This is a genomic window from Pseudomonas sp. LBUM1649 (assembly GCF_059716155.1).
In genome coordinates this window covers 4,869,788-4,896,538 of sequence record NZ_CP166807.1, presented here as the reverse complement: position 1 = coordinate 4,896,538, position 26,751 = coordinate 4,869,788, and the positions used below count along the sequence as shown (strand labels likewise).

Below are 26,751 nucleotides of genomic sequence, written 5' to 3'. Positions count from 1 at the left end.
CATTTGCCCAGTGTTCAGGGTCGAGATAGGTGTAAGCCCATCCATGGGTTTTATCGAGGAGGCACCGATGCAAAAGTGGAAAGTCACTTTCGTGGATGATCATGGTGAAGTGATCGACGAAGTCTTCGAGTGCGAGGAGTGCCCGGATCACGAGCAAGCCGCCAGACTGATCAAGGAACGGTTCCTTCCCGTGGCCGCCGAACTGGATCTGAACGATCTGGAGGGGCGCACCACTGACGCAGGCGTCAAAAGCCTGAAAACCCAGAACAGTATTGAAATCCGCAGCATTACCCCCGTCTGAACCTCTTCTTGTCATCGACGACAGCAAAATCAGGCCTTGGCAGCGGCTCTATCTTGGGGCTACTCTGCAATCGAGATCAGCGAATGGATCGCTAAGGTCTGGTCTTGTCAGCTCCATGCTTGTTTCCCATCGGCAAATCGGTTGTCGATTCGTGCGCACCATCGGGTTGCGCACGTAGGGAGTACGGAAAGTCTATCCATCAGTTTGAGGAGGACGTTTCATGAGCACAGCCTATCAAGAAGACATCAGCAGCAGTGTACTGCGCCGCATGAAAGAAGGTGGTTTCGACTTTTCCCGGTTCCATCCCATCGAGTTCTACGCCATTTTCCCGGACGAGGAGCGGGCACGCAGGGCGGCAGGTCATTTCCACCGTGGTGAATCCCTGGATGCGCAAGTCAGTGTGCGCGACGATGGCGCCTGGGCGCTGGAGTTGTGCAAAGTCATGTATGCCACCTATGACGACATTGGCGATTTCGAACAGGGTTTCGAGGCAGTGGTTGAGCCTCTGGGCGGCATCATTGAAGGCTGGGGTGTGAAACAGGAGGTACGAGGGCGACTCGCATAAACTTATGAACAGTGACAACCTGCAATAGCGGCTGACCTTCGGGTTGGCCGTTTTCGTTTTTGCCCAAGCTTTTTTGCCCAGGGAAAATTGAACAGGGCCGATCCCATAGCCAGCAAGCCGGCGCCTACAGTCTATGCTGGTGATGGGCGACAACAACGCCTTGCAATGAAGCGGGGGCAGTCAGGTTGGGGCATTTGCCGCACAGGATTGGTGCGGTACTCGCGTGGTAATTATCCAACTGATTGAAATCTAAGCGTTTCTGCCGATGGCACGGGCTTTGCGAAGGCCTGGATGTCCGGGTGACAAGGAGTACGGCATGATCCGCACCTATTTTGATGAGATGTACGATGCCGGCGGCCAGGTCCGCCCGCATTATCGGGAGTTTGCCCGTTGGCTGGCCGAAACGCCTGACGAGCTTTTGGCACAACGGCGACGCGAGGCCGATCTGTTATTTCATCGCGCCGGGATCACATTCACGCTTTACGGTGATGAGCAGGGGACAGAGCGCCTGATTCCCTTCGACACCATCCCTCGCAGCATCCCCGCCAGTGAATGGCGGGTGGTCGAGCGCGGCTGCATCCAGCGGGTCAAGGCGCTGAACATGTTCCTCGCCGACCTGTACCACGAGCAACGCATCATCAAGGCCGGGATCATTCCGGCCGAGCAGGTGCTGGCCAACGAGCAATACCAGCTGGCAATGCAGGGTCTGGACCTGCACCGTGATATCTATTCGCACATTTCCGGCGTCGACCTGGTGCGCGACGGCGACGGCACGTACTACGTGCTCGAAGACAATCTTCGTACACCGAGCGGCGTCAGCTACATGCTCGAAGACCGCAAGATGATGATGCGACTGTTCCCCGAGCTGTTTGCGGCCCAGCGCATTGCCCCGATCGACCATTATCCGAACCTGTTGCTCGACACCCTGAAAAGCTCAAGCCCGATCGATAACCCGAGCGTCGTGGTGCTGACGCCGGGGCGCTTCAACAGCGCGTTCTTCGAGCATGCGTTCCTGGCGCGGGAAATGGGTGTCGAGCTGGTGGAGGGCGCGGATCTGTTCGTGCGTGACGACAAGGTGTTCATGCGCACGACCGACGGACCGAAAGCCGTCGACGTGATTTACCGCCGTCTCGACGATGCGTTCCTCGACCCGCTGGCGTTCAATCCCGACTCGATGCTTGGCGTGCCGGGGCTGCTGTCGTCCTATCGTTCCGGCAATGTCGTGTTGGCGAACGCCATCGGTACCGGGGTGGCGGACGACAAATCGGTCTATCCGTTCGTCACCGACATGATCCGTTTCTATCTGGACGAAGAACCGATCCTGAAAAACGTACCCACCTGGCAGTGTCGCAATCCTTCTGAACTGTCCCACGTTCTGGCCAATCTTCCAGAGCTGGTGGTCAAGGAAACCCAGGGCTCCGGCGGCTACGGAATGCTGGTGGGGCCCGCGGCGACCGCAGCGGAAATCGAAGCCTTCCGCGCGCGCATCATCGCCAAGCCCCATGCCTACATCGCACAGCCGACGCTGTCGCTGTCGACCTGTCCGACCTTTGTCGAAAGCGGCATCGCGCCACGCCACATCGACCTGCGTCCGTTTGTATTGTCTGGCCGCGAAACCCGGGTCGTACCCGGCGGTTTGACCCGTGTCGCCCTGCGCGAAGGCTCCCTGGTGGTGAACTCCTCCCAGGGCGGTGGAACCAAGGACACCTGGGTGGTCGAGGATTGAAGGAAGCCTGACATGTTAAGTAGAACTGCCTCGGATTTGTATTGGATGTCGCGTTACCTGGAGCGGGCGGAAAACCTCGCACGGATGCTCGACATCAGTTATTCGCTGTCGCTGATGCCGCAGGATGGCCGCGGTAATGGCCTGCACGAATTGGCCATGCCGTTGCTGATTACTGGCACGCTGGACGATTACCTCGAACGCCATGGCGATCTGCATGCCGAACGGCTGCTGCATTTCTTTGCCCTGGACGCGGCCAACCCGGCCAGCATCTACAGCTGCCTAGGCGCCGCACGGGCCAGTGCCCATGCGGTGCGTGGACGCATCACCGCCGACATGTGGGAAAACATCAACGCCACCTGGCTGGAGATTCGCGGCATCGCCGAACAGGGCCTGAGCCGCTACGGCATGAGCCGTTTCTGCGAGTGGATCAAGGAACGTTCCCACCTGTTCCGTGGCGCGTCCTACGGCACCATCATGCGCAATGACGCGTTCCGCTTCATTCGCCTGGGGACGTTCATCGAAAGGGCCGACAACACACTGCGCCTGCTCGATGCCCGCTATGAAATGGCTGGCGATCAGGCCGAAGCGGTCAGCGACGGCACGGCCCACGCCTACTACCAGTGGAGTGCGTTGCTGCGGGCCTTGTCGTCTTTCGAGGCGTACACCGAGATCTACCGTGACGCACCCGGTGCCCGGCATGTGGCCGAGTTACTGCTGCTGCGGGCCGATGTTCCGCGCTCCTTGCGGGCCTGCACCGAAGAAATCGACCAGATCCTCGCGCAACTGCCGGGGGCCAATGGCCGCCCTGCACAGCGCCTGGCGGCGGAGATGGACGCGCGATTGCGCTACACCGGCATCAACGAAATCCTCGACGAAGGCCTGCATGCCTGGCTGACCGAGTTCATCCCGCTGGTGCGCCAGTTGGGTAACGCCATTCACAGTTCCTACCTGGAGGCCGCATGAGACTTTCCATTAGCCACGAGACCACCTATCACTACGAGGATCAGGTGCGGGCGAGCATCCAGTACCTGCGGCTGACCCCCCACGACAGCGAGCGCCAGCACGTGCTCAGCTGGCAGCTCGATCTGCCGCGGCCGGTGCGCGCGCAACTTGATCCGTTCGGCAACATCCTGCACGTGCTGACCATGGACGAGCCCCACGAGGCGATCATCATCGGTGCCCGTGGCCAGGTCGACATCGACGAGTTGCGCGAAGCTGAGCACGAAAGCCGGTCGGCATTGCCGTTCCTGCGCTTCACCCGGCTGACCGAAGCCGACCAGGCGCTACGCGCGTTCGCCGACAAGGCGTGCAAGCAGCGCCGCGATCGTACGGCGCTGATCGACTTGATGCATGGGCTGAACCAGCACATGACCTACACGCCGGGCGCCACCGAAGTGGACACCAGCGCCGCGCAGGCTTTCGCCGGGCGTTCGGGCGTGTGCCAGGACCACACCCACGCATTCCTCGCCTGTGCCCGCAGCCTGGGCGTGCCAGCGCGTTATGTGTCAGGGTACTTGTACAGCGAAAACAGCGAACACCTGGCCAGCCATGCCTGGGCCGAAGCCTGGCTCGATGACGCCTGGTACAGCTTCGATGTGACCAATGAACTGGCACGCCCCGAGCGTCACTTGAAACTGGCGGTGGGCCTGGATTACCTGGACGCCTGCCCGGTGCGTGGCATGCGCCGCGGGGGTGGGTGTGAACAGATGCATGCGAAGGTGTTCGTATCGCCGACGCCGATGCCGGTGATCTCAGTGCAACAACAGTAATTCAATGGTTCGCTTACTGTAGGAGCGAGCCTGCTCGCGATGAACCTGAGAGCGCCGCGGGGTGTCAGGTTCCCCGCGTTATCGTTAACGACCATCGCGAGCAGGCTCGCTCCTACAGTGGGACGCGACTCAGGGCTTTTCCTTGCGCCCGACCATGTGCTGCAAATACCCCACCAACATCCGCAGATCCTCATCCGGCAACACCTCGGCCGAGAACCCCGGCATCTTCGCCTGCGGCCACTGGCGCAAACTCTGCGGATCCCGGATATAGCGCTGGAGGAAATCCGCACCAAAATACTCGGTCGGGTTATACGGAATATTCAGGTCCGGCCCGAACTGTGAATCCCCGGCGCCATTCAATCGATGACACGCCAGGCAGTTTTTCTGAAACAGCGCAAAACCCTGGTTGACCGGGTCATCGGCCTTTAGCGCAGGATCTGGTAGCAGGGCAGGGAAGCGCGCGGCCACGGGGGCCATGCGCTTGATGCTGGCGACCTCGAACGGCCATTGTTCCGGGCTGATGTTGCCTGCCCGCGGATCGGTCCAGACCAGGTAAAACGGCCCGGCGCTGTGTTTGCCTTCCGCCAGCGGCGGCCACGGTTTGGCGGGATCTTCGATCGCCAGCCAGGCACGCGCTCCCTGAGTGTTGAGCAGCGGTGCGGCCGCCAGTTCCGCGGCAAAGCCGTCCAGTGCCACGGCTTGCAAGTGGTCGTCAGGCTTGATGTCGGTCAATAGCGCGGCGAGCGGCACGGCGCGGTAGGTCATGTCACGCTTGTAGGACACGTCATTGCTGATACTGATGGTCTGAACCTGAGGGTGCTTGAGCAGCTCCTCGGTTTTCCACGTGCGACTGTTCGCGCCCAGCTCCAGGTTCAGCTGTGCGGCAGAAAGAGGCGTGCTGAGCAGCAGGGCCCCGAACACAATGAGCGTTTTCAAATGATCGCCATCCATGTCGTGGAAGTGCCGCAAAGGTTGGCACAGCCACGCTGGCCCGGGAAGCAAGCCAGCCACATTTTTACGAGGCGATAAAAAATCTGCCGCCGTCTTTTTTAAGATCGACTAACCGATCACCTTGGTCAGGTTCGGCAAAATCAACAACAGAGTGGTGGCGAAAAGAATGAGCCCGGCTTGACGAACTTTCGATTGTTTGAACATGGCTGACCGCCTTTTTTTTGTTTTTTCCTGATGCCTGCCTGCACATCTCCATGACGGCAATGCACTTCCTGTAGGACGAGCGCCTCGGCAAAACCCGACGACAACTTCGTACACCTTCACCTTAGAGCCCGCGTCACGCTTGGTTTAGATCCATTTAGTATGGTGTTCTAACCGAATGCTATTAAAAAGGTATGAGGCCTATTGCCAGCTTCTTGGGCGGCCTTTTGCTAGACACCTGCGGGTCCTGAACCGGTTCACCGTCTGCTGGATGACCGTCCGTCTGAGCGTGAGCGTCAATGCCGTTGAGCACTGCGGTCATTGAATCCCCAGCAGCTGGGAATAAGGTGGAGGCTCTTTGGAAGATCAAATGATCGCAGCCTTCGGCAGCTTCTACAGTCAGGTTCGAGGACGTCATGACCCAAGCTTTGATTTTCGACGCATTACGCACACCCCGTGGCAAAGGCAAGGCCAACGGTGCCTTGCACAGCGTCAAACCGGTGAGCCTGGTGGCCGGCTTGCTCACGGCGCTGCAACAGCGAACCGACCTTGACACCAGCCAGGTCGATGACGTGGTGCTCGGTTGCGTGACGCCCATCGGCGATCAAGGCTCCGACATTGCCAAGACCGCGGTCCAGGTGGCGGATTGGGATGTCAGCGTGGCCGGTGTGCAGATCAATCGTTTCTGCGCCTCGGGGCTGGAGGCGGTGAACCTGGGGGCGATGAAAGTCCGTTCCGGTTTCGAAGACCTGGTGGTGGTCGGCGGCGTCGAGTCCATGTCGCGAGTCCCTATGGGCAGCGACGGCGGGGCGTGGGCGCTGGACCCGCAAACCAACCTGTACGGCCATTTCATTCCACAGGGTGTGAGCGCCGACCTGATCGCCACGCTTGAAGGTTTCAGCCGTCAGGACGTCGATGCCTACGCGTTGCACTCGCAACAAAAAGCCGCACGGGCGCGGGCCGATGGGTCGTTCAAAAACTCATTGGTGCCGGTGCAGGACCAGAACGGCATCATCCTGCTCGATCATGATGAGTTCATCCGCGCCGAATCGACCCTGGAAGGCTTGGGCAAGCTCAAGCCGAGTTTCGAAATGATCGGACAAATGGGTTTCGACGCCACCGCGCTGCGGGTCTTCAGCCAGGTGGAGCGGATCCATCATGTGCACACCCCCGGCAACAGTTCCGGGATCGTCGACGGCGCGGCGTTGATGTTGATCGGCTCCGAAGCCAAGGGCCGGGCGCTGGGCTTGCAGCCACGGGCGCGGATCGTCGCCACGGCGGTCACCAGCACCGACCCGACCCTCATGCTCACCGGCCCCGCGCCGGCCACCCGCAAGGCGTTGGCCAAGGCCGGGCTGCGGGTCGAAGACATTGATCTGTTCGAGGTCAACGAGGCGTTTGCCTCGGTGGTGTTGAAGTTCATCAAGGACATGGCCGTCGACCCGAACAAAGTCAATGTCAACGGCGGTTCCATTGCCATGGGCCACCCGTTGGGCGCCACAGGCTGCGCAATTCTCGGCACTCTGCTCGATGAACTGCAAGCCCGACACCTGCGCTATGGCTTGGCGACCTTGTGTGTCGGCGGCGGCATGGGCATTGCCACCATCATCGAACGCCTCTGAGCCCGGACTTCAAGGAACCTGTTTATGAGCCAAGCCATTCGCTACGAAAAAGGCCAGGACCAGATCGTCGTCCTGACCATCGACATGCCGGGCCAGAGCGCCAATACCATGAATGCGCTCTACCGCGAGGCCATGGCTGACTGTGTCGCCCGTCTGCTGGCCGACAAGGACAACATCGCGGGAGTGATCATCACCTCGGCCAAGAAAACCTTCTTTGCCGGCGGCGACCTCAATGAACTGATCAAGGTCGGCAAACCCCAGGCCAAAGCTTTTTACGACATGGTGCTGACCCTCAAGGGCCAACTGCGCACCTTGGAAACCCTCGGTAAACCCGTGGTCGCCGCGATCAATGGCGCGGCGTTGGGCGGCGGCTGGGAAATCTGCCTGGCCTGCCATCACCGCATAGTGCTGGACGATCCCTCCGTGCAACTAGGCCTGCCGGAAGTGACCCTCGGCCTGCTGCCGGGCGGTGGCGGGGTGGTGCGCATGGTGCGCATGCTCGGCATTGAAAAAGCCCTGCCGTACCTGCTTGAAGGCAAGAAAATCCGGCCGCAGCAGGCCTTGCAGGCGGGTTTGATCGATGACCTGGCGATAGATCGCGAGGCACTGCTGAGCAAGGCGCGCACCTGGATAACTGCCAACCCGAGGGCGGTTCAGCGCTGGGACGTGAAGGGCTATCAGATTCCCGGTGGCACGCCGTCGAACCCGAAAGTTGCACAGATGCTGGCGATTGCACCGTCGATCCTGCGCAGTAAAACCCAGGGTACGCTGCCCGCGCCGGAGAAAATCCTGTGTGCCGCGGTGGAGGGCGCCCAGGTGGATTTTGACACGGCGCACCTTATTGAAACCCGTTACTTCACAGAGCTGGTCACCGGCCAGGTCGCGAAAAACCTGATCGGCACCTTCTGGTTCCAGCTGAACGAAATCAATGCCGGAGGTTCGCGTCCTCAAGGCTTCGCACCTTATGTGACGAAAAAAGTCGGCGTGCTCGGTGCCGGGATGATGGGCGCGGGCATCGCTTTTGTCAGCGCCTCGGCTGGTATCGATGTGGTGCTCAAGGACATCAACCTCGCGGCGGCCGAGAAGGGCAAGGCGCACTCGGCGGCGTTGCTGGACAAGAAAGTGGCGCGCCGGCAGATCAGCGCCGAGCAACGTGAAGCCGTGCTGGCGCGCATCCATACCAGCGATACCGATTCCGAACTGGCGGGATGCGATCTGATTATCGAAGCGGTATTCGAAGACCGTGAGTTGAAGGCCAAGGTCTCATCGGCTGCGCAAAAAGTGGTTGGCGCGGATGCGCTGATCGCCTCCAACACCTCGACCCTGCCGATCAGTAGCCTGGCCACGGCGGTGCCGGACCCGAGCAAGTTCATCGGCCTGCATTTCTTCAGCCCCGTGGAAAAAATGCCGTTGGTGGAAATCATCAAGGGCGCCAGCACCAGCGACGAAACCCTGGCTCGCGGGTTCGATTTCGTCCTGCAAATCAGGAAAACCCCGATCGTGGTCAACGACAGTCGTGGTTTCTTCACGTCTCGGGTGTTCGGCACGTTCACCAATGAAGGCATTGCCATGCTGGGGGAAGGCGTCAGTGCGGCGATGATCGAGACCGAGGCGCGCAAGGCCGGCATGCCGGTCGGGCCGCTGGCGATCTCCGACGAAGTTTCCCTCAGCCTCATGAGCCATATCCGCCAGCAAACCGCCAAAGACTTGCAGGCAGAAGGTAAAGCGCTGATCGAGCACCCGGCGTACGCTGTGATTGACTTGCTGCTCAGCGAGTACAAGCGTCCGGGCAAGGCCGCCGGGGGTGGTTTCTATGAATACCCGGCGGGCGGGCAAAAACATTTATGGCCGGAACTGAAAACCCGCTTTGAAAAGGCTGATGGGCAGATTTCGCCAAAGGATGTGCGCGATCGCCTGTTGTTCGTGCAAGCCATCGAAACCGTGCGCTGTGTGGAGGAGGGCGTACTGACTTCGACGGCGGATGCCAACGTCGGCTCGATCTTCGGCATTGGCTTCGCCGCCTGGACCGGCGGTGCACTGCAGTTCATCAATCAGTACGGGGTCAAGGACTTCGTCGCCCGCGCCCAGTATCTGGCCGGGCAATACGGCGAGCGCTTTGCACCGCCGGCCTTGCTGCTGGAAAAAGCCGCCAAAGGGGAGGGGTTTTAGGGATCGGTGACCCACTGCAGGGCTTGCCTTGTCACGGTGTTTCAAGGCAGGCTCTGGGGTGTGCATTATTCCCATCACGTGTCAGGTATTTTTTATGTCGTTACGCATCTGCATTCTGGAAACCGACATCCTGCGTCCGGAATTGGTTGACCAATATCAGGGCTACGGGCAGATGTTCAAGCACCTGTTTTCGCAGCAACCCATCGCCGCCGAGTTCACCGTCTACAACGTGATGCAGGGCGAGTATCCCAGCGATGACCTGACGTTTGACGCCTACCTGGTGACCGGCAGCAAGGCCGATTCCTTTGGCACCGACCCGTGGATCGAAACACTCAGGACTTACTTGCGCAGCCGCTACGAGCGCGGCGACAAGTTGCTGGGCGTATGCTTCGGCCATCAGTTGCTGGCGCTGCTGCTGGGTGGAAAAAGCGAACGTGCGACGCAAGGCTGGGGCGTTGGCACCCATAAATACAAACTCGCCGCCAAGGCGCCATGGATGAGCCCGGTGAAGGAAGAGCTGACCCTGTTGATCAGCCACCAGGATCAGGTCACCTCGCTACCGGAAAACGCCACGGTGATCGCCTCCAGCGATTTCTGCCCGTTTGCCGCCTACCACATCAACGATCAGGTGCTGTGCTTCCAGGGGCATCCGGAATTTATCCACGACTATTCCCGGGCGTTGCTGGAAATTCGCCAGCAGGCGCTGGGTGAGCAGGTGTATTCGAAAGGAATCGCGAGCCTGGAAAGTGAACATCACGGCAGCACGGTTGCCGAGTGGATGATGCGTTTTGTGGCGCACAAGCCAGAAAGCGTTTAACGCTTGTTGGAGCGAGCTCTGCTCGCGATGGTCGTGAACGATAACGCGCCAAACCTGACACCCCGCGGTGCTCTCAGGTTTTTCGCGAGCGTGCTCGCTCCTACAGCCACCCCGACTTCTTGAAGCTCGCCCACAAACCTACGCATCCCGCCGCAATAAACCCCAACACTCCGAAATACCCGTAATGCCAGGTCAACTCCGGCATGTTCTGGAAGTTCATCCCGTAAATCCCTGCCACCGCCGTCGGGAACGCCAGAATCGCTGCCCAAGCGGCAAACTTGCGCTGCACCACGCTCTGGCGTGAGGCTTCCAGCAAGACCCCGACCTCGATGGTCTGGCTGGCAATGTCCGCCAGGGTCGTCAGGTCCTCCATCTGCCGCGTCACATGAATCTGCACATCGCGAAAGTACGGGCGCATGTTCTTGTCGATGAAGGGGAAGTTCAGCTTTTGCAGTTCCTCGCCGATCTCCACCATCGGCGCCGCAAACCGGCGCAAGCGCAATACATCGCGGCGCAGGCTGTGAAGTTTTTGAATGTCGCGCTCGTTCAGGGAGCTGCACATGACGTTGCGTTCCAGCTCATCGATTTGGGCATGAATGGCTTCGCCCATCGGCTGGTAGTTTTCAATCACGAAATCGAGAATGGCATAGAGTACGAAATCTTCCCCATGCTCCAGCAACAACGGACGCGCCTCACAACGCTGCCGGACATAGGCGTAGGACGCCGAATGGCCGTTGCGCGCGGTGATGATGTAGCCATTGCCGGCAAAGATATGGGTCTCAATAAATTTGAGTTTGCCTTCTTCCATAATGGGCGAATACGTGACGATGAACAGCGCATCGCCGAAGGTTTCCAGCTTCGGGCGGCTGTGTTTTTCCAGGGCGTCTTCAATGGCTAGCTCGTGCAGGTTGAACTGGCGTTGCAGGTTGTACAGTTCCTCGGCGTTCGGCTCTTCAAGCCCGATCCAAACAAAGTGCCCCGGCTTTGCAGCCCAGGCCGCGCCTTCGTCGAGGGTGATATTGGTGACTTTCTTACCAGCGCTGTAAACCGCAGCAGCAACAACTCTACCCATGATGGTGATTCACTTCTTATTGGCAGCTTTCTATGGCAAATGGCCGTGGCAGGCAGCGTTCAGCTTAGCCTTGTCTGCTACTTGAGAGTCAGTGAAATTTTGTAGGAGCTGGCTTGCCAGCGATGGCGGCCTTACAGCCGAGCTGGATTTTGTTGACGGAGTACATATCCATTCCTGCGGTAATGGCTACCTATGGTTTCGCTCTTACAGCGAGTCACTTGGAAAAGCCTGTAGGAGCGAGCGTGCTCGCGATGAAGGTCAACGATGACGCGGGGAGCCTGACACCCCGCGGTGCTCTCAGGTTTTTCGCGAGCATGCTCGCTCCTTGTATGTTGACCTTGATTCCATGAGAGAGGTTACGCTCAAGGATTCATTCAACAGCAAGTACGTTTCTGGGGGAGGCCGATCGCTCCTGAAGGCAGGATTTGCTCCTGACCTTGTCTGTAGAGAGGCCCCCCCGCCTCATTGCCCACCACGAAGAGTATCGAGAAGCCGACAAGTCGGACTTCGCATTACAAGGTTGCAGTGGCATGAAGTTCGAGGTCGGGGGAACCAGGTGCAATCTTACCTAAAGCCAAGGAAGTGAAAAGCAATGAATGCGCATGTCGGCATAGATATCAGTGCTCGCAGTTCAGCCATGGGATGGCGGCAGAACGGCAAAGCAGCAGGCAATGGAGACATTCTGCACACGCCCAAAGGTCGCAAGGCCGCTGTGGAAAAGCTGCTACGTCTCAAGCCGCTGAGCGTTGTCATGGAGGCTACCGGTATTTACTACCTGGATCTTGCGATGGAATTGCACGCCGCCGGCTTGCCGGTCTCGGTGATCAACCCCAAAAGCTTCCACAACTTTGCCAAGCTGATGTTGCAAAACAGCAAGACTGACCAGATCGATGCCCAACTGCTGGCCGAATACGGCGAGCGTATGGGGCCTAGGCTGTGGGTCCCGCCCACTGCGGAACAGATGATGCTGCGTGCGATTGGTCGCCACATCAACCGACTGATTGGCCATCGGACGCGAGCCAAGAACGAGCTGCATGCGCTACAAGCGACAGAAACGAGCATCGCACTGCTGATCGAGGATGAGAAAGACGCGATAAGCGCGTTGGACGCTCGAATCGATCGATTAAAACAGGCTGCGCGCGACGCCATCGCCAAATGCCCTGATCTGAGCCTGCAATTTCGCTGCATGATGGCGGCGCCCGGCGTTGGAGAGGCCTCGGCCATCGCCGCACTGGCTGAGCTGACGACCCTTCCAGTGACGCTTAAATCGGCACAGGTAAGCCGCTATGCAGGCCTGGATGTCAGACTGACCCAGTCAGGCACCAGCGTGAACCGGCCAGGACGAATGTCCAAGTGCGGTAATGCTTACTTGCGTGCAGCGATGTTCATGCCGGCGATGACGGCAATCCGTTGTGATGAGAATGTGAAGGCCTTCTACGAGGCACTGGTAGCGCGCGGCAAGAAGAAAATGCAGGCCATCGGCGCGGTCATGCGCAAATACCTAACCGGGTTATGGGCATGCATGCGCTCTGGAGAAGAATTTAATACGGCCAAGCTTTTTAGCAAAAAACATCTCGCGAAAGCTTGACCGTGAACAGAGTATCTACAGGGCCCGCCGCGATGGGCCATCCTTGGCCCAGCGCGGCTAACCCGGCATCCATGCCGGGTTGCCCACTGCGCAGAACCTCCACTCGGCCTCTCGATATAGGTTGTCCGTTCCTTTCCTCTTCCATACTTCGGTGTCTGGAAGTCAGTTTTAATCAAGGGAAGGAGCATGCACCCGTGGGCTACGAATATGCCTCTCAAGCACGCGATGATTACCTCCTCACCTTCGAGCCCACAGGTGCGCTTGCGCCCTCTAACGAATACTCAGGGAAAGCCCGACACGGCTCTCTATATCGCTTTCGCTGGATGCGGATTCCACGGGCATCCGGCCATCTATTCCATGAACATCCGGCCACTGATTCCACGATGATCCGGCCACCCATTCCACGGCCATCCGGCCACTCATAAGGCAGGCAGCAACGCAGGATTAATTCACTACCATCGACCTCTTTTATCGAAGCAGAGAGGTCGTCGTGGAGCGGTTATCCATGCGTAAAATTAAGGAAGTGCTACGTCTCAAATTCGAGGTCGGCCTGTCTGCTCGCCAGATCGCTGTCAGCTTGGAAGTGGGTCGCGCGACCATCGGTGAGTACCTCAATCGCTTTGCTGCCAGCGGGCTGATTTGGCCGTGTGCTTTGAGCGACGTTGAGTTGCAACGGCGCCTTTTTCCGCCTCCGCCCGATGTTCCCAGCGACCAACGCCCGATGCCGGACTGGGCTCATGTCCATGCCGAGTTACGTCGCCCCGGCGTCACCCTGGCCCTGCTTTGGCAAGAGTATCGGCTCACCCACCCGCAAGGCTTCCAGTACAGCTGGTTCTGCGAGCACTACCGCCTCTGGGCCGCGAAGATCGATGTGGTCATGCGCCAGGAACATCGCGCCGGCGAAAAGCTGTTTGTCGACTACGCCGGCCAGACCGTGCCAGTCATTGATCGGCGAACCGGCGAGATCCGCCAAACGCAGATCTTCGTCGCCGTCCTCGGCGCGTCCAGCTACACCTTCGCCGAGGCCACCTGGTCGCAGAAACTGCCCGACTGGCTGGGCTCGCACGTGCGCTGCTTCGCCTTTCTCGGCGGTACATCGCAGATCCTGGTACCGGACAATCTGCGCAGCGGCGTCACCAAGGCGCATCGCTATGAGCCGGATATCAACCCCAGTTACCGCGATCTCGCCGAGCATTACGGCGTAGCTGTGCTGCCCGCGCGCTCGCGTAAACCCAAGGACAAAGCCAAGGTTGAAGTCGGCGTACAGGTAGTCGAGCGCTGGATCCTGGCGGTGCTGCGCAACCGCCAGTTCTTCTCCTTGGGCGAACTCAACACAGCCATCGCGCTGCTGCTCGATCGCCTCAATCAGAAGCCCTTCAAGAAGCTGCCCGGCTCACGGCGCTCAGCCTTCGAGACCATCGACCAACCCGCACTGCAACCGCTACCAGAACATCCGTATGTCTACGCCGAATGGAAAAAGGTGCGGGTGCACATCGACTACCACGTCGAGGTCGATGGTCATTACTACTCGGTGCCATACCAGCTGGTGAAGCACCAACTCGAAGTGCGGCTAACCGCTAGGACCGTCGAGTGCTTCCACGCCAACCAGCGGGTAGCCAGCCATCTGCGCTCACCGCACAAAGGCCGCCACACCACCCAAACCGAGCACATGCCCAAAAGTCACCGCGAACATGCCGAATGGACGCCGCAGCGACTGATCCACTGGGCTGAGCAGACCGGGCCGAACACCGCTGGTGTCATCGCCTACATCCTCGAACGCCGGATCCATCCGCAGCACGGCTTCCGCGCCTGCCTGGGCATCCTGCGCCTGAGCAAACAGCACGGCGAAGAGCGGCTGGAAGCCGCTTGCCAGCGAGCACTGGCACTGGGCGCGTGCAGCTACAAAAGCCTGGAATCGATCCTGCGCCAAGGGCTGGAACGGCTGCCGCTGGCCCAGCAAAACCTGCCGTTACTGCCTGAAGAACACATCAACCTGCGCGGCCCTGGCTACTACCACTGACCTGAAAAAGGAGCACCAAAATGCTGCCCAACCCGACACTCGACAAGCTGCAAACCCTGCGCCTGCACGGCATGATCAAGGCCCTTGGCGAACAACACGCAACGCCTGACATCAACGATCTCAGCTTCGACGAACGCCTCGGTCTGATGGTCGATCGCGAGCTGACCGAGCGCGAAGACGCCCGCCTGACGACTCGCCTCAAGGCGGCCCGACTGCGCCATAACGCCTGCCTGGAAGACATTGACTATCGCAGTCCGCGTGGCTTGGACAAGGCCTTGATCCTGCAACTGGGCAGCGGCCAGTGGCTGCGCGATGGTCTGAACCTGATCATCGGCGGCCCAACTGGCGTAGGCAAAACCTGGCTCGCCTGCGCGCTGGCTCATAAGGCCTGCCGCGACGGTTACAGCGTGCGTTATCTGCGCTTGCCGCGCTTGATGGAAGAACTAGGCCTGGCCCACGGCGACGGCCGCTTCGCGAAACTGATGGCGGGTTATGCCAAGACTGACTTGCTGATCCTGGACGACTGGGGCCTGGCGCCGTTTACCGCTGCGCAACGGCGCGACATGCTTGAACTGCTGGACGACCGCTACGGTAACCGCTCGACGCTAGTGACCAGCCAGATGCCAGTGGACAAATGGCACGCGCTGATCGGCGATCCGACCTTGGGCGATGCGATCCTCGACCGGCTGGTGCACAACGCTTATCGGATCGAACTGAAGGGCGAATCGATGCGCAGACGCGCAACGAAATTGACGGCGACAGAGACTTCAGACTAACAATGCAAACCTGCGTCGCTGCGCTCCGACTGCCCGGCCGGATGATCGTGGAACAGGTGGCCGGATGTTGGTGGGCTGGGTGGCCGGATGGCGTGGAATCCGCACGCTGGACGTAAGCATGCATGTTCCTGCATGTACTTTAGCGCCTGTGGAGGTTGTTGATGCAAACGCTCCTGTCTCAGAAATTCACTGCTTATGTCGGAATAGATTGGGCAGATACCAAGCATGACGTGTGTTTGCAGGTCGCGGGGGAAACCCGGCGGCACTTCTCTGTCATCGACCACACACCCCAATCGATTGATCGTTGGGCGAAATCGTTGTTTGAGCGCTACGGCGCTCCGATCGCGATTGCTCTTGAGCTCAACAAGGGCCCGTTGGTGGCGGCCCTGCAAAAGTACGAGTTCTTTTGCCTGTTTCCAATCAATCCGAGCACCTTGGCCAAACACCGTAAAACCTTTGTCCGCAGCGGTGCCAAGGATGATCCGACCGATGCTCAATGGGCGCTTGAGTTGTTGCTCACCTATCCCCAACGGTTTGCGCAGCTGATGCCGCAAAGCCCGGCCATGCGTATTTTGGCCAGCCTGACAGAACATCGACGTGCACTGGTTGATGAGCGAGTGAAGGTCAGCAACCGCTTGATCTGTACGCTCAAACAGTATTATCCATTGGCCCTGGAGCTGTTTAGCAGTCATGACACCGTGGTGTTCTGTGACTTTCTGATGCGCTGGCCCACGCTTGAGCACATCAAGCGTTCTCGCCAGAGTACTTTTCTCAAGTTCTTTAATGAGCACAACGCTCGTCACGCTCAACTCAATCAAACGCGCTGGGAAATCATCACCCAAGCGATGCCTTTGACACAGGACCCGGGGGTAATACGTCCTTCGCAGTTGTACGCAACAGCCTTGGCGTCGCAACTTAAAGGGCTCCTTTCCACCATCAAGGATTTTGATCGCGAGATCGAAGAAACGGCCAGCACCTTGGCCGATTACCCGATCTTTAAGGCACTCCCTGGCGCCGGCCAACATCTTGCGCCGCGCCTGATGGTGGCTTTTGGTGAACAGCGTGATCGATTTAGCGACGCCAATGCGATGCAGCGATATGCCGGAATCGCACCCGTTACCGAGCGTAGCGGAAAGAAGAAAGTCGTGTATTGGCGCTACCAATGCTCAACCTTCTTGCGTCAGACCTTTGTCGAATGGGCCGCTCACAGCATCACTCAATCAACGTGGGCCGAGGCTTATTATCGGCAGCAGCGGGCTAAAGGCTGCTCATACCAGGCGACCCTGAGAGCACTTGCTTTCAAGTGGATCAGAATCGTCTATCGCTGCTGGAAAAACGGCACCGTCTATGACGAAATGGCTTACTTGCAGGCTTTAACGCGGCGCGGATCAACGTTGGTAGAGGCGCCGATGGAGGTAGTCACAGGTTGACGGACAGGCTCAGGGCGTGAGGGGGCAAGAAAATCAAAAGCCAAATCAAAAGCAAAAGCGAGGCGGCCTACCAGCCGGCCTGATTTCGGACGTATGTGGTCTCATAGGAACTGGCGAAGCACCGAATGGCCAGACTACATTACGCCCACGGCAGGTTTCTTTTTCAGGCAGCTTGCAGTTGCCGATCCATCGAATCAATGCATTCGCGCATCTGCTCTCGGCACTGGGCCATCAGCATGGGCATGTCGTCCAGGCTCAATCCCGCGGTAGGAATGGCCGGCAAGGAACGGATCAGAATTTTCCCACTGCGCCAGCGGTTCAAACGCATGTGTTTGACGTAACTGCTGACACACACCGGTACGATGGGTACCCCGGCCGCGATGGCCATCTGGAAGGCGCCTTTTTTGAACGGCAACAGCTCTTCGCCCAGATTGCGCGTGCCCTCCGGGAAGACCCAGATGGAAGTGTCTTCGTTTTGCAGGGTATGGGTGGTGGTCAACATCGACTGACGCGCCTTCTGCGCATTGCCGCGGTCGATCAACACATTACCGGCCAGCCAGAACAACTGACCGAACAATGGCACCCATTTCAGGCTCTTTTTACCGATGCACACAGTACGGCGGGGCACTACGTTGCCAAACACGAACAAATCGTAGTTGGACTGGTGGTTGGCAATGATCACGCAGCTGTCAGGTTTATCCATCAACGGCCCGACGTCGGCTTTTACTCGCAGACGCAAAATGCACATCGCTGGCCACGCATAGAGGCGCGCGCACAGTCGACTGTTGTCCGGATTGAACGGGCGACACAGGCCTAGCACTACACCCAGCACACCCGCCACAATAAAGTGCAGGCCCATCAATGACATACGTAAAGCGAACAGCATTTGCAGGCCCCACCCGGACAAAAGGTGGCGCAGTGTACGGATGTGCACTGATTTCGGCAATTGCCACTATAGAGGCGGGAGATAGGCGATGTTTGAGTACTTGTTTCCGACTGGTGGGTCAGACGCGTTCTAGAGCGGTTGTAGACTTTTCAGCGCGGCGCTTACGAAAAGCCCGACACGACGGTCGGGCTTTTCGTTGCTGCAGGAAGGGGGCTTAACCCATATGCTCCTGATCCAGGATGATTGCGTTGTCCAGGGTTTCCAGCAGTTCCTTGCGTACTTTGAGCTTGGTGTTTTTGTGTGCGGTCATGTTGATCTTCTTCAACTGACGAGCCGCCGCCAGTGCTGCACCTTGCAGCTCCTCGGCCGACACCACCACGTCAAGGAAACCGGCATCCACTGCAGTCTGCGGATTGAACATTTCACCGTTGATCACCGAGCGGTGGAACGCCGATTTGCGCAGACGATCACGGGCCAGCTCGATACCGGCGTGGTGCATGGTCATGCCGATCTGTACTTCGTTAAGACCAATGCTGAACGGACCGTCGACACCGATGCGATAGTCGGCGGATAGCAGTAGAAACGCGCCCTTGGCCACGGCATGGCCAGGGCAAGCCACAATCACCGGGAACGGGTGCGACAACAGGCGACGAGCCAGCGTCGAGCCGGAAGTCACCAGCGACACGGCTTCCTTGGGGCCGGACGTCATTACCTTCAGATCATACCCGCCCGACAGAATCCCTGGCTGACCGGTAATGATCACCACCGCGCGATCAGTCACTGCCTGATCCAGCGCAGCGTTGAACGCCGCAATCACGTCCGGAGAGATGGCATTGACCTTGCCGTTGCTCAAGGTCAGGGTCGCGATACCGTCTTCGAGGTGGTAGGAAATCAACTCACTCATGACGCTAATCCTTTCAATAAAGTAGGGCAGAAGTTACTCACCGCCACCGGCCAGGTAAAGCGCGGTGACTGACTCGCCAGTCACCCTTTACGCCGTCGGCAAGCGTCACCCGGCCCGCCAGCCGCGCATCGCCAGCTATATGGAGGTGGGTGCCAGGCCGGAGATTGGCCGGTTTGCCATTACCCAGGGCAACCAGAAACAGCTAAGCGAGTTAAGCGCATGAAAATTCTGAAAAAAATGTTTGCCATCAGAAAAGCTTTCGACTACATTAGCGCGCCTCGACAGACAGAACATGTTTGAAGAGATACGGTGAAGTGTCCGAGTGGCTTAAGGAGCACGCCTGGAAAGTGTGTATACAGGAAACTGTATCGAGAGTTCGAATCTCTCCTTCACCGCCACATATATACGAAAAAGCCCTGATTATTCAGGGCTTTTTCGTTTCTGCGTTTCTGAAAAAATTCCAGTCCGCGAGAATGTTTACTCTGGCATTGCCCAGGATTGCAGCGTGTAGCCCCCCTGGCTCAACTCGGCGCGCACCTCTTGCAGCAGGCTTTCCAGTTGCGCCGGGTCGGAATAGGTACTGCTTGGAATCTGTTTGCGACAAATACGCGTGCTGGCCTGGTCGATGACGGTCAAGCTCAGTTCGCCATTACCGTCTTGCCCAGCCCAGGCGACGCATTGAAACGGTTCGAATGCTTGACCGGCAATCAAAAGGGCTTCGTTGATGCGAAACGGGGTGCTCATGGAGCGTCTCTCCTTTGATCTTTGTCTGTGCAATCAAGCTGCTGTGTCGCAGGCGCTGTCGCGCTCTGCCCCACAGCAGTCTTTCATTGCTTTACATAACTGCCTGGCGCCGGCTCCAGAGGTGGGAATTTGTCATTCCCGGTGTGTGCAACCGCTGGTTGGCGCTCGCCGGAGTGTCCCGCCAGCCAGTTGAACCAATCATTCCACCAGCTACCGGGTTGCTGCTCGGCATTCTTGAACCAGGTCTCCGGGTTTTTCGTGACCCGATTGTTGGTCCAGTAATGGCGCTTCTGCTTGGCCGGTGGATTGATGACGCCGGCGATATGCCCTGAAGCACCCAATACAAAACGCTTGGGCCCGGAGAGCAGGTTGGTGCTGGCGTAGGCGCTCTTCCAGGGCACGATATGATCGTCATGGGTGGCAAGGATGTAAGCGGGAGCGTCAATTGCACGCAAATCCAGCTTGGTCCCGCAGCACTCCAGCTCGCCTGATTTCAAATCGTTCTGTAGATAGGTGTGGCGCAGGTACCAGCAGTACATCGGCCCCGGAAGGTTGGTGCTGTCGTTGTTCCAGAACAGCAGATCAAGCGGGATCGGTTTTTGCCCCTTGAGGTATTTGTCGACGTTGTAGTTCCACCACAAATCGTTGGGACGCAGCAGGGAAAAGGTATTGCCCATGTCCTCGCCACGAAACAGACCGATGGGGCCATTCACACCACCAATGGTGCGCTCGCGATGGGACACCAGCTCTTCGTCGACGAAGATGTCGATGGGACCGGTATCCAGATAATCAAGGAACGTGGCGAACAGGCTTACGCTGGCGATCGCTCGGTCGCCACGTGCAGCCAGTACGGCCAGCGCAGTGCTCAACAGGGTGCCGCCAATGCAGAAACCCACGCAATTGAGTCGCTGCTGGCCACTGATCTCGCGGGTCACTTGCAGGGCGTCGATCACCCCGTGCTCAATCAGGTCATCCCAGGTGGTGCCAGCGTGTTCCTGGTCAAAGTTGCGCCAGGAGACCATGAATACGGGATGTCCCTTTTCCAGCAGGTGGCGGACCATCGAGTTGTCCGGGCGCAGATCAAGGATGTAGTACTTGTTGATCGCCGGCGGTACGACCAATACCGGGAGCCGGTACTGGGTTTCGCTTTGCGGGTAGTACTGAATCAGCTGGAAGAGATGATTCTCGAAAACGATTTCGCCGGGGGTGTTGGCTAGATCGATGCCAACCTTGAAGGCTCCGCTATCACACTGGCGCATTTTGCCTTCGTTCATGTCGCTGGCCAGATGCTGCATACCTGTGAGCAGGCTGGCACCTTGAGTCTCGACCGCACGCTGGAGCGCATCAGGGTTGCTGACCAGAAAATTGCTTGGCGCGCTGGCGGCAATGGCTTGCTCCACCAGATAGCGCAGACGTTGGCGTGCCTTCTTTTCGTCGATCAGCAGTTTGTCGAGCAGTTTCAGGAGAAAGCTGGAGTTGAGCAGGTAAAACGCAGCGAGGGAGCCGAACAGTGGCTCGCTCCAGTTGCCGCTGGCGAAACGTCGGTCATCGAAACTGAAGGGTTGGCCGGTCAGCAGTTTCTGGCCGAGTTGGCTCCATTGAACATGGTAGTCCGCTTGAAGGCTGTCCAGGGTTTCGCGAGGCAGATCGAACCAGGTGTCGTGCTCATGCCCGGAAAACCAGGGATTGGTGCTGACCCATAGGCGCAGTTGTTGCACTGCAAAGGACGCGATGAACGGAACCTGGCCTGACCAATAGGTTTTGAATGTATGTGCGTTGTTGTCCATAAAATTCCTTGCCCATTCCGATGAGCCGGGCAGAAAAAAGCCGCGCCTTGCCGGACTCCGGCGTAGCGACGGCAGGTATGCGGGCCACGTTGTCTGATGCCAGCCTGATGCGCGGAACAAGGGTCCCAAGTCCGCGCATTGGCTACTCGGATGACGTTGGTTAGCGCTCGATAGCCAGGCCGACGCCTTGTCCGCCACCGATGCACAAAGTCGCCAGCCCTTTCTTGCCGTCGCGACGGATCAGTTCGTGCACCAGCGACACCAGAATCCGTGCCCCCGATGCGCCGATCGGATGGCCAAGGGCGATCGCGCCGCCGTTGACGTTGACTTTGCTGGTGTCCCAACCCAACTCTTTGCCAACCGCCAGCGCCTGGGCGGCGAAGGCTTCATTGGCTTCGATCAGGTCCAGGTCCTCGACGCTCCAGCCGGCCTTTTGCAGGGTCAGGCGTGTAGCCGGGACCGGGCCGATGCCCATGATCGACGGGTCCACACCGGCGCTGGCATAGGCTTTGATCCGTGCCAGTACCGGAAGGCCAAGCGCCTGGGCTTTAGCGGCGCTGGCCAGCAACAGCACGGCCGCACCATCGTTGAGGGTCGAAGCGTTGCCGGCGGTCACGCTGCCGTCTTTCTGGAATGCCGGTTTGAGTTTTGCCAAGGCTTGCGCAGTACTGTCGATACGCGGCTGTTCGTCGGTGTCGAAGACCAGCGGTTCGCCCTTGCGCTGAGGAATCAGGATTGGGGTGATTTCGCTCTGGAAACGCCCGCCCTCAATGGCTTCGGCGGCCTTCTGTTGCGAGGCGGCAGCGAAGGTATCCTGTGCTTCACGAGAGATCTCGTACTTCTGCGCCAGATTTTCAGCGGTGATACCCATGTGATAGTCGTTGAAGGCGTCCCACAGACCATCCTGGATCATGCTGTCTTGCAGTTGCGCATGGCCCATACGCAAGCCGGTGCGTGCCTTGGGCAGAACATAGGGGGCCAGACTCATATTTTCCTGACCGCCAGCGATGACCAGTTCCGCATCGCCGCAACGGATGGCCTGGACGGCGAGATGGACCGCCTTGAGACCGGAGCCGCAGACCTTGTTCAAGGTCAGGGCAGGCGTGGTGTGTGGCAAGCCCGCCTTGATCGCTGTCTGGCGTGCCGGGTTTTGCCCAGCGCCGGCAGTGAGTACCTGGCCGAGTATCACTTCATCAATTTGCGCAGCATCGATACCCGTCTGTTCCAGCAAGCGGCGAATCACTGCGGCACCCAGTTCGGTCGCGGGAATTGCAGACAAAGCACCCTGGAAACTGCCAATGGCGGTACGAGTAGCGGCAACGATTACGACTTCGTTCATGCGTGACCTCATGGAAAAGACAAAATTCGACGAGCAAACCAGGGCATTTCTGCCCTGGTCAGGGTTATTGCATGTTCATGCCGCCGTTTACCGAGAAGTCGGCACCGGTGCTGTAGCCAGACTCATCGGAAGCCAGCCAGGCCACGATCGAGGCGATCTCTTCCGGTTGGCCAAGGCGACCAACCGGTGTTGCCGCGATCATGCCTTCGAGAATGTCCGGGCGAATTGCCGCAGTCATGGAGGTCTGGATGTAGCCTGGGGATACGGTATTGACGGTCACGCCCTTGCCGGAGACTTCCCGGGCCAGTGCCATGGTGAAACCATGGATGCCTGCCTTGGCGGCGGAGTAGTTGGTCTGACCGAACTGGCCACGCTGACCGTTGATCGAGGAGATATTGATGATCCGCCCCCAACCTTTGGACAGCATCCCTTCAATGACCTGCTTGGTGGTGTTGAACAAGCCCGTCAGGTTGGTCCCGATCACGCTGTTCCAGTCTTCCGGGGTGAGCTTGCGAAAAGACGCGTCGCGAGTGATGCCGGCGTTGTTGACCAGCACATCGATCGGGCCGAATTGTTCACGAGCCATTTCGAATGCCTTGCGGGTGGTCTCCCAATCGGTGACGTCGCCATAAATGAACTCGAACTCATAACCCGCCTCACGCTGGCTGGCTGCCCAGTCGTTCTTGCGGCTGGAATCAGAGCTGCAGCCGACGATTACCTTGAATCCTTCCTTGTATAGACGTTGGCTGATTGCCGTACCGATACCGCCCATACCACCCGTTACCAAAGCAATACGATTACGCGATTCCATACATCTACTCCATTTTTTTTTGCGCTGCAGGAGAGAAGATTGTTGGTTATCGACGGGCCGGGCGGAAGTGTTTGAAGGTGACGTTCTCCTGTCCTTCGGTGCCACGCTGGGAGGGAGGGGGATGGCAAAAAATGAGGAGTACCTATACTGGGATCAGTACTCAGAACTGAATGGATAGTTAATATTTCTGCAACAGAGTTGAAATATGTTCAACGCATGTCAGTATCGGCTCCGGACAGGATGTTCGGTTCCACTGGTCATTGAGGACGCCATGTATAGAGTGAGTTCAGGTTATGCCAGCGTGCTGGCGAATACGTTTTTGGCCCAAGGACTGGACCTTGACGGTCTGTGCCAGGAGGCGGGACTGGATGTCGAGTTCGTGAATAAACCAGGAGCATTCTGCGAGCGAAGCGTTATCTATCGTCTTTGGGATCTGGCGGCTCAAGCTTCGAATGATCCGAATATCGGTTTGAAAGCCTACGGGGAATTTCATCCCAGTAGTTTTCAGATCGTGGGCTACACGATGATGTCCAGTTCGAATCTGAAAAGGGCGCTTGAGCGTCTGGTTCGTTTCAGCCCGTTGATCAGTACCGGATTCAGCCTTTTCCTTGTCCAGGAGCAGCAGCACTTCCGATTGGCCAGTCTCGATCATCAGCAACATGGCTCGGTCAAACCCCGGCAATACACGGATGCAGCCTTGGCTTCGCTGCTGGGTTTCTGCCGTTGGTTGGCAGGTGGCAAGTCACCGCAACCGTTGAGTGTGGAGTTCACTTATCCCGAACCTGAGGACACGTCGGAGCATCAGCGACTTTTTGGCTGTCCGCTGAGTTTCGGGGCGGCCTATGACAGCATCTTGTTCGATGGCCAGGAGCTTCTGAGTCCGTTGAGTATGGCCAACGAGGCGTTGGCAATACTCCATGACAGTTTTGCCGTGGCTCAATTGGACCTGTTGTCCGGTTACACAATTGTTGGCAGGATTCGCGGGCTGGTTACCGAGCGCTTGAGTCAGGGACAAGGCCAAGGGCAATGTGATATGGAATCGATTGCGGCAGCACTGAACATCAGCAAGCGAACGCTTCAACGAGGCCTTGAGAAGGATGGCACGCAATTCAAGGATGTCCTGAATGATGTGCGCCGGCAGATGGCCGACTTCTATTTGCGCCATTCTCATTTCAACCTGAAGCATGTGACTCACCTGCTCGGCTTTCATGACCACAGTAGCTTCCATAAGGCATGCACCCGTTGGTTCGGTATGACCCCCGGTCAATATCGAGCCCACGAGTTGTTGCTCGTGCCCAAGGAAGTCGCGCCGGTCCGAGCCATGAACCCATTGGGTCTGCGCAGAGATCACAAGATTGCAGGCTTCGCCAGCGACTACGCCGAACGGATGCACCGCTAATCCCGTTTGAAGGTTCATTGAGACCTGGGGGGTTTAACGACGGCGCCCAGTGCGCCGTAAATACCGTAAAAACAGATCTCTTGAGTGGCGTCACGCGCATCGCGGTACGCATTCAGGGTGTCTTGCATCTGGTTGGAGAACAGCTCCTGCCAGGCCAGCAACGGGTTGTCTTTGTGTGCGGGACGACGATCACTGTTGACTGTGGAAACGGTCCCGGCTAACCACCACAGCGCCGGATTCAGGCTGCTCCATAGCAATTGCTGCCGATGGAAAGGGTGCGTCCTGCGCATCAATTCGGCGATGGGCTCGTTGACTACCTGACGCAGCCACGGACGTATTAATCCATCGTAAAACGCGTTGTTGATTTCAGAGGTGCGCTCTACCAGAGAGAATTCGCGATCGTCATCACGGGCCGGCTCGATGTCATCATGGATATCGGCAATTCGCCTTGATTCGAAACGCACTCGATATTGCATGTCACTGCTGCCTGAAGGGGCCGGCAGATCGTCAATCAGCATTTCATACAGCCCCGCCGGCAGCGCATTGATGGCTTCGACCGCGCCGAGCAACCCTCGGTGTTCGCGCCGCGCCACCTGGCCGGAGACGAAAATACCTAAATGGCCGATGCTGGCGTGCCGAAGGTAGACGATGGTACGTCCTGCCTCATGCAAAGCGAGATCGCTGGAATAGACATCGGCGATCCAGTTCAATGCCTGCTGCGGAGGGGTAATGTTGTCTCCGTAGGAACAGAACACCACCACCGGTACTTCGATCCGTTTCAGGTCGATACCGCTGCTCTTGCGGTCGAGACCGCCGGACAATTGGTTGCCGATGAAAAGATCATCGACAATCATCTCGATCTCTTCGCCATTGAGCAGGGTCGGGCTACCCCACCAGCGTTCGAAGTCGAGGAAGCGCGCAGCCTCGCTGTCGACCTGACTGAACAGCTGGTAGTACTTGCCCCAATAGGTGTTGGCCGGGTCCAGGTTTTCGAAGTTGCTGACCAGCCAGGTACCGTCAAAACGGCCATTGCCCAAGTCGCTGCCAAGGTGAGCCATCCAGCCGCCACCCAGCAGGCCGCCGGTATAGCGCATTGGATTGCGTCCATTGACACCGGCCCAGTATGACAAAGGGGCACCATTGATAATGATCAATCCCGGTAATTTCGGCCGTGTTGCCGCCAGTCCCATCAAGGCCCAGCCGGCTTGGCAGTTACCGATGATGATCGGCTTGCTGTTGGTCGGGTGAAGGGCGCTGACGGCTTCAATGAACCGGGCCTGGGCTTCGACGATATCGGCCAGGGTTTGCCCAGGCTGTGGCGAGTGACTGAAAGAGATGAAATAGGTGGGGTGCCCAGCTCTGAGGCTCTCACCTAATATCGAATCCTGTTTGAAGCCGCCGATTCCCGAGCCATGGCCGCCGCGTGGGTCAATGATGACCACCGGCTGGCTGTTGCTGCCGATTTTCTGCTCGGGGCCGGGGAAGACTCGAAGCAGTGAAAAGTTGACCGGGCGTGGAAGATCTGAGCCTGCGATCAAGGTTTCATGGTCGAACTTGAGCAGCAGCGGGTACCCGGCGCGTTCATGGGCCAGCATATTGTCGCCGCGCTGGCGCAGGGTGTCCCAGAACAGTAGGCAGCGTTGGCCGAGGTCGGTGACATATTCCTGCCATTCAGCTGGTGTAGGTTGTCTGAGTTGACCTCGTTTCAGGGGCGCGAGGGTTTCTTTCTGGCGCTGACGCACAGCATCAAGGAGGTTGAGCGTATTGAGGCGCTGCAGATGACTCAGGTGTTCCCACAGGCCGCGTTGTGAGGAGGGCTTTTCATGTTGCGATGCAATAGTATCTTCCTGGCCCATGGTGATCCCCTGACGATA

Annotated in this window: 23 protein-coding genes, 1 tRNA gene and 1 pseudogene; 16 read left to right on the top strand and 9 right to left on the bottom strand. The window is 58.3% G+C overall.

The window, feature by feature from the left end; all coding sequences use genetic code 11:
* Positions 1 to 67 precede the first annotated feature (67 nt).
* The 5 genes from ACA058_RS22570 to ACA058_RS22550 all read left to right on the top strand — a co-directional run bounded on the left by ACA058_RS22570 (position 68) and on the right by ACA058_RS22550 (position 4,361).
* Entirely contained in the window at positions 68 to 301 is a 234-nt protein-coding gene (locus ACA058_RS22570; protein ID WP_497635971.1) for a hypothetical protein, read from the top strand.
* Positions 302 to 521: 220 nt separating this feature from the next.
* Positions 522 to 866: a ribonuclease E inhibitor RraB gene (locus tag ACA058_RS22565; protein WP_007971898.1), complete on the top strand. Its 345-nt coding sequence runs from the start codon at positions 522 to 524 to the stop codon at positions 864 to 866.
* Positions 867 to 1,182: 316 nt separating this feature from the next.
* On the top strand, positions 1,183 to 2,592 hold the full coding sequence (locus tag ACA058_RS22560; protein ID WP_046816144.1) for a circularly permuted type 2 ATP-grasp protein: 1,410 nt from the start codon (positions 1,183 to 1,185) through the stop codon (positions 2,590 to 2,592).
* 12 nt (positions 2,593 to 2,604) lie between these two features.
* Entirely contained in the window at positions 2,605 to 3,555 is a 951-nt protein-coding gene (locus tag ACA058_RS22555) for an alpha-E domain-containing protein (protein WP_497635970.1), read from the top strand.
* Positions 3,552 to 4,361: a transglutaminase family protein gene (locus ACA058_RS22550; protein ID WP_497635969.1), complete on the top strand. Its 810-nt coding sequence runs from the start codon at positions 3,552 to 3,554 to the stop codon at positions 4,359 to 4,361. Before ACA058_RS22555 ends, ACA058_RS22550 begins: the two co-directional genes overlap by 4 nt.
* Positions 4,362 to 4,490: 129 nt before the next feature.
* Here the strand turns inward: ACA058_RS22550 and ACA058_RS22545 are convergent, their stop codons facing one another.
* Positions 4,491 to 5,312 (bottom strand): c-type cytochrome, encoded by an 822-nt coding sequence (locus ACA058_RS22545; protein ID WP_497635968.1) that lies wholly within the window; start codon positions 5,310 to 5,312, stop codon positions 4,491 to 4,493.
* Positions 5,313 to 5,929: 617 nt separating this feature from the next.
* On the opposite strand from ACA058_RS22545, the gene ACA058_RS22540 reads away from it, so the two are divergent.
* From ACA058_RS22540 to ACA058_RS22525, 4 genes and pseudogenes are all read left to right on the top strand, one after another.
* Positions 5,930 to 7,135 (top strand): acetyl-CoA C-acetyltransferase, encoded by a 1,206-nt coding sequence (locus ACA058_RS22540; RefSeq protein WP_497635967.1) that lies wholly within the window; start codon positions 5,930 to 5,932, stop codon positions 7,133 to 7,135.
* A gap of 24 nt (positions 7,136 to 7,159) precedes the next feature.
* Positions 7,160 to 9,304, top strand: a complete 2,145-nt coding sequence (locus tag ACA058_RS22535; protein ID WP_497635966.1) for a 3-hydroxyacyl-CoA dehydrogenase NAD-binding domain-containing protein — start codon at positions 7,160 to 7,162, stop codon at positions 9,302 to 9,304.
* A gap of 94 nt (positions 9,305 to 9,398) precedes the next feature.
* A complete protein-coding gene (locus ACA058_RS22530; protein WP_497635965.1) occupies positions 9,399 to 10,121 on the top strand; it encodes an amidotransferase in 723 nt (240 codons plus the stop codon).
* Between the two features lie 27 nt (positions 10,122 to 10,148).
* A pseudogene (locus ACA058_RS22525) lies at positions 10,149 to 10,226 on the top strand (outer membrane lipoprotein carrier protein LolA); the annotation flags it as partial.
* Here ACA058_RS22525 and ACA058_RS22520 read toward each other — a convergent pair.
* Positions 10,222 to 11,193, bottom strand: coding sequence for a magnesium and cobalt transport protein CorA (locus tag ACA058_RS22520; RefSeq protein WP_497635964.1), 972 nt, complete (start codon positions 11,191 to 11,193; stop codon positions 10,222 to 10,224). The pseudogene ACA058_RS22525 and the gene ACA058_RS22520 sit on opposite strands and share 5 nt — an antisense overlap.
* 592 nt (positions 11,194 to 11,785) lie before the next feature.
* Between ACA058_RS22520 and ACA058_RS22515 the strand changes: the two genes are divergently transcribed.
* The 4 genes from ACA058_RS22515 (at position 11,786) to ACA058_RS22500 (ending at position 17,007) form a co-directional block, all read left to right on the top strand.
* A complete protein-coding gene (locus tag ACA058_RS22515; protein ID WP_497634894.1) occupies positions 11,786 to 12,781 on the top strand; it encodes an IS110 family RNA-guided transposase in 996 nt (331 codons plus the stop codon).
* 505 nt (positions 12,782 to 13,286) lie between these two features.
* The gene (gene istA, locus ACA058_RS22510) at positions 13,287 to 14,801 is read left to right on the top strand and encodes an IS21 family transposase (protein ID WP_497635052.1); all 1,515 of its coding nucleotides are present in this window, start codon (positions 13,287 to 13,289) and stop codon (positions 14,799 to 14,801) included.
* Between the two features lie 20 nt (positions 14,802 to 14,821).
* A complete protein-coding gene (gene istB / locus ACA058_RS22505) occupies positions 14,822 to 15,577 on the top strand; it encodes an IS21-like element ISPsy14 family helper ATPase IstB (RefSeq protein WP_024264899.1) in 756 nt (251 codons plus the stop codon).
* 161 nt (positions 15,578 to 15,738) lie between these two features.
* The gene (locus ACA058_RS22500) at positions 15,739 to 17,007 is read left to right on the top strand and encodes an IS110 family RNA-guided transposase (RefSeq protein WP_497635127.1); all 1,269 of its coding nucleotides are present in this window, start codon (positions 15,739 to 15,741) and stop codon (positions 17,005 to 17,007) included.
* A 163-nt stretch (positions 17,008 to 17,170) separates the two neighbouring features.
* Here the strand turns inward: ACA058_RS22500 and ACA058_RS22495 are convergent, their stop codons facing one another.
* Both ACA058_RS22495 and ACA058_RS22490 read right to left on the bottom strand, forming a co-directional pair.
* Positions 17,171 to 17,893 carry a lysophospholipid acyltransferase family protein gene (locus ACA058_RS22495; protein WP_020796108.1) on the bottom strand — a complete coding sequence of 241 codons (723 nt, stop codon included), beginning with the start codon at positions 17,891 to 17,893 and terminating at the stop codon, positions 17,171 to 17,173.
* A gap of 214 nt (positions 17,894 to 18,107) precedes the next feature.
* On the bottom strand, positions 18,108 to 18,797 hold the full coding sequence (locus tag ACA058_RS22490) for a crotonase/enoyl-CoA hydratase family protein (RefSeq protein ID WP_497635963.1): 690 nt from the start codon (positions 18,795 to 18,797) through the stop codon (positions 18,108 to 18,110).
* A 64-nt stretch (positions 18,798 to 18,861) separates the two neighbouring features.
* Here ACA058_RS22490 and ACA058_RS22485 point away from each other — a divergent pair, with 64 nt between their 5' ends.
* Positions 18,862 to 19,020 carry a hypothetical protein gene (locus ACA058_RS22485; protein ID WP_497635962.1) on the top strand — a complete coding sequence of 53 codons (159 nt, stop codon included), beginning with the start codon at positions 18,862 to 18,864 and terminating at the stop codon, positions 19,018 to 19,020.
* 85 nt (positions 19,021 to 19,105) lie between these two features.
* Positions 19,106 to 19,195 (top strand) — tRNA-Ser (locus ACA058_RS22480).
* A gap of 79 nt (positions 19,196 to 19,274) precedes the next feature.
* Here the strand turns inward: ACA058_RS22480 and ACA058_RS22475 are convergent.
* The 4 genes from ACA058_RS22475 to phbB form a co-directional block, all read right to left on the bottom strand.
* The gene (locus ACA058_RS22475) at positions 19,275 to 19,541 is read right to left on the bottom strand and encodes a DUF1652 domain-containing protein (protein ID WP_497635961.1); all 267 of its coding nucleotides are present in this window, start codon (positions 19,539 to 19,541) and stop codon (positions 19,275 to 19,277) included.
* Between the two features lie 83 nt (positions 19,542 to 19,624).
* Positions 19,625 to 21,328: a class I poly(R)-hydroxyalkanoic acid synthase gene (gene phaC / locus ACA058_RS22470; RefSeq protein ID WP_497635960.1), complete on the bottom strand. Its 1,704-nt coding sequence runs from the start codon at positions 21,326 to 21,328 to the stop codon at positions 19,625 to 19,627.
* 160 nt (positions 21,329 to 21,488) lie between these two features.
* Complete coding sequence (locus ACA058_RS22465; protein WP_497635959.1) at positions 21,489 to 22,667, bottom strand: acetyl-CoA C-acetyltransferase; 1,179 nt, start codon at positions 22,665 to 22,667, stop codon at positions 21,489 to 21,491.
* 64 nt (positions 22,668 to 22,731) lie between these two features.
* The gene (gene phbB / locus ACA058_RS22460; RefSeq protein ID WP_497635958.1) at positions 22,732 to 23,478 is read right to left on the bottom strand and encodes an acetoacetyl-CoA reductase; all 747 of its coding nucleotides are present in this window, start codon (positions 23,476 to 23,478) and stop codon (positions 22,732 to 22,734) included.
* 271 nt (positions 23,479 to 23,749) lie between these two features.
* Between phbB and ACA058_RS22455 the strand changes: the two genes are divergently transcribed.
* A complete protein-coding gene (locus ACA058_RS22455; protein WP_497639985.1) occupies positions 23,750 to 24,877 on the top strand; it encodes an AraC family transcriptional regulator in 1,128 nt (375 codons plus the stop codon).
* A 14-nt stretch (positions 24,878 to 24,891) separates the two neighbouring features.
* On the opposite strand, the gene ACA058_RS22450 is transcribed toward ACA058_RS22455, so the two are convergent.
* The gene (locus tag ACA058_RS22450) at positions 24,892 to 26,733 is read right to left on the bottom strand and encodes a DUF3141 domain-containing protein (protein WP_497635957.1); all 1,842 of its coding nucleotides are present in this window, start codon (positions 26,731 to 26,733) and stop codon (positions 24,892 to 24,894) included.
* Between the last annotated feature and the right edge of the window lie 18 nt (positions 26,734 to 26,751).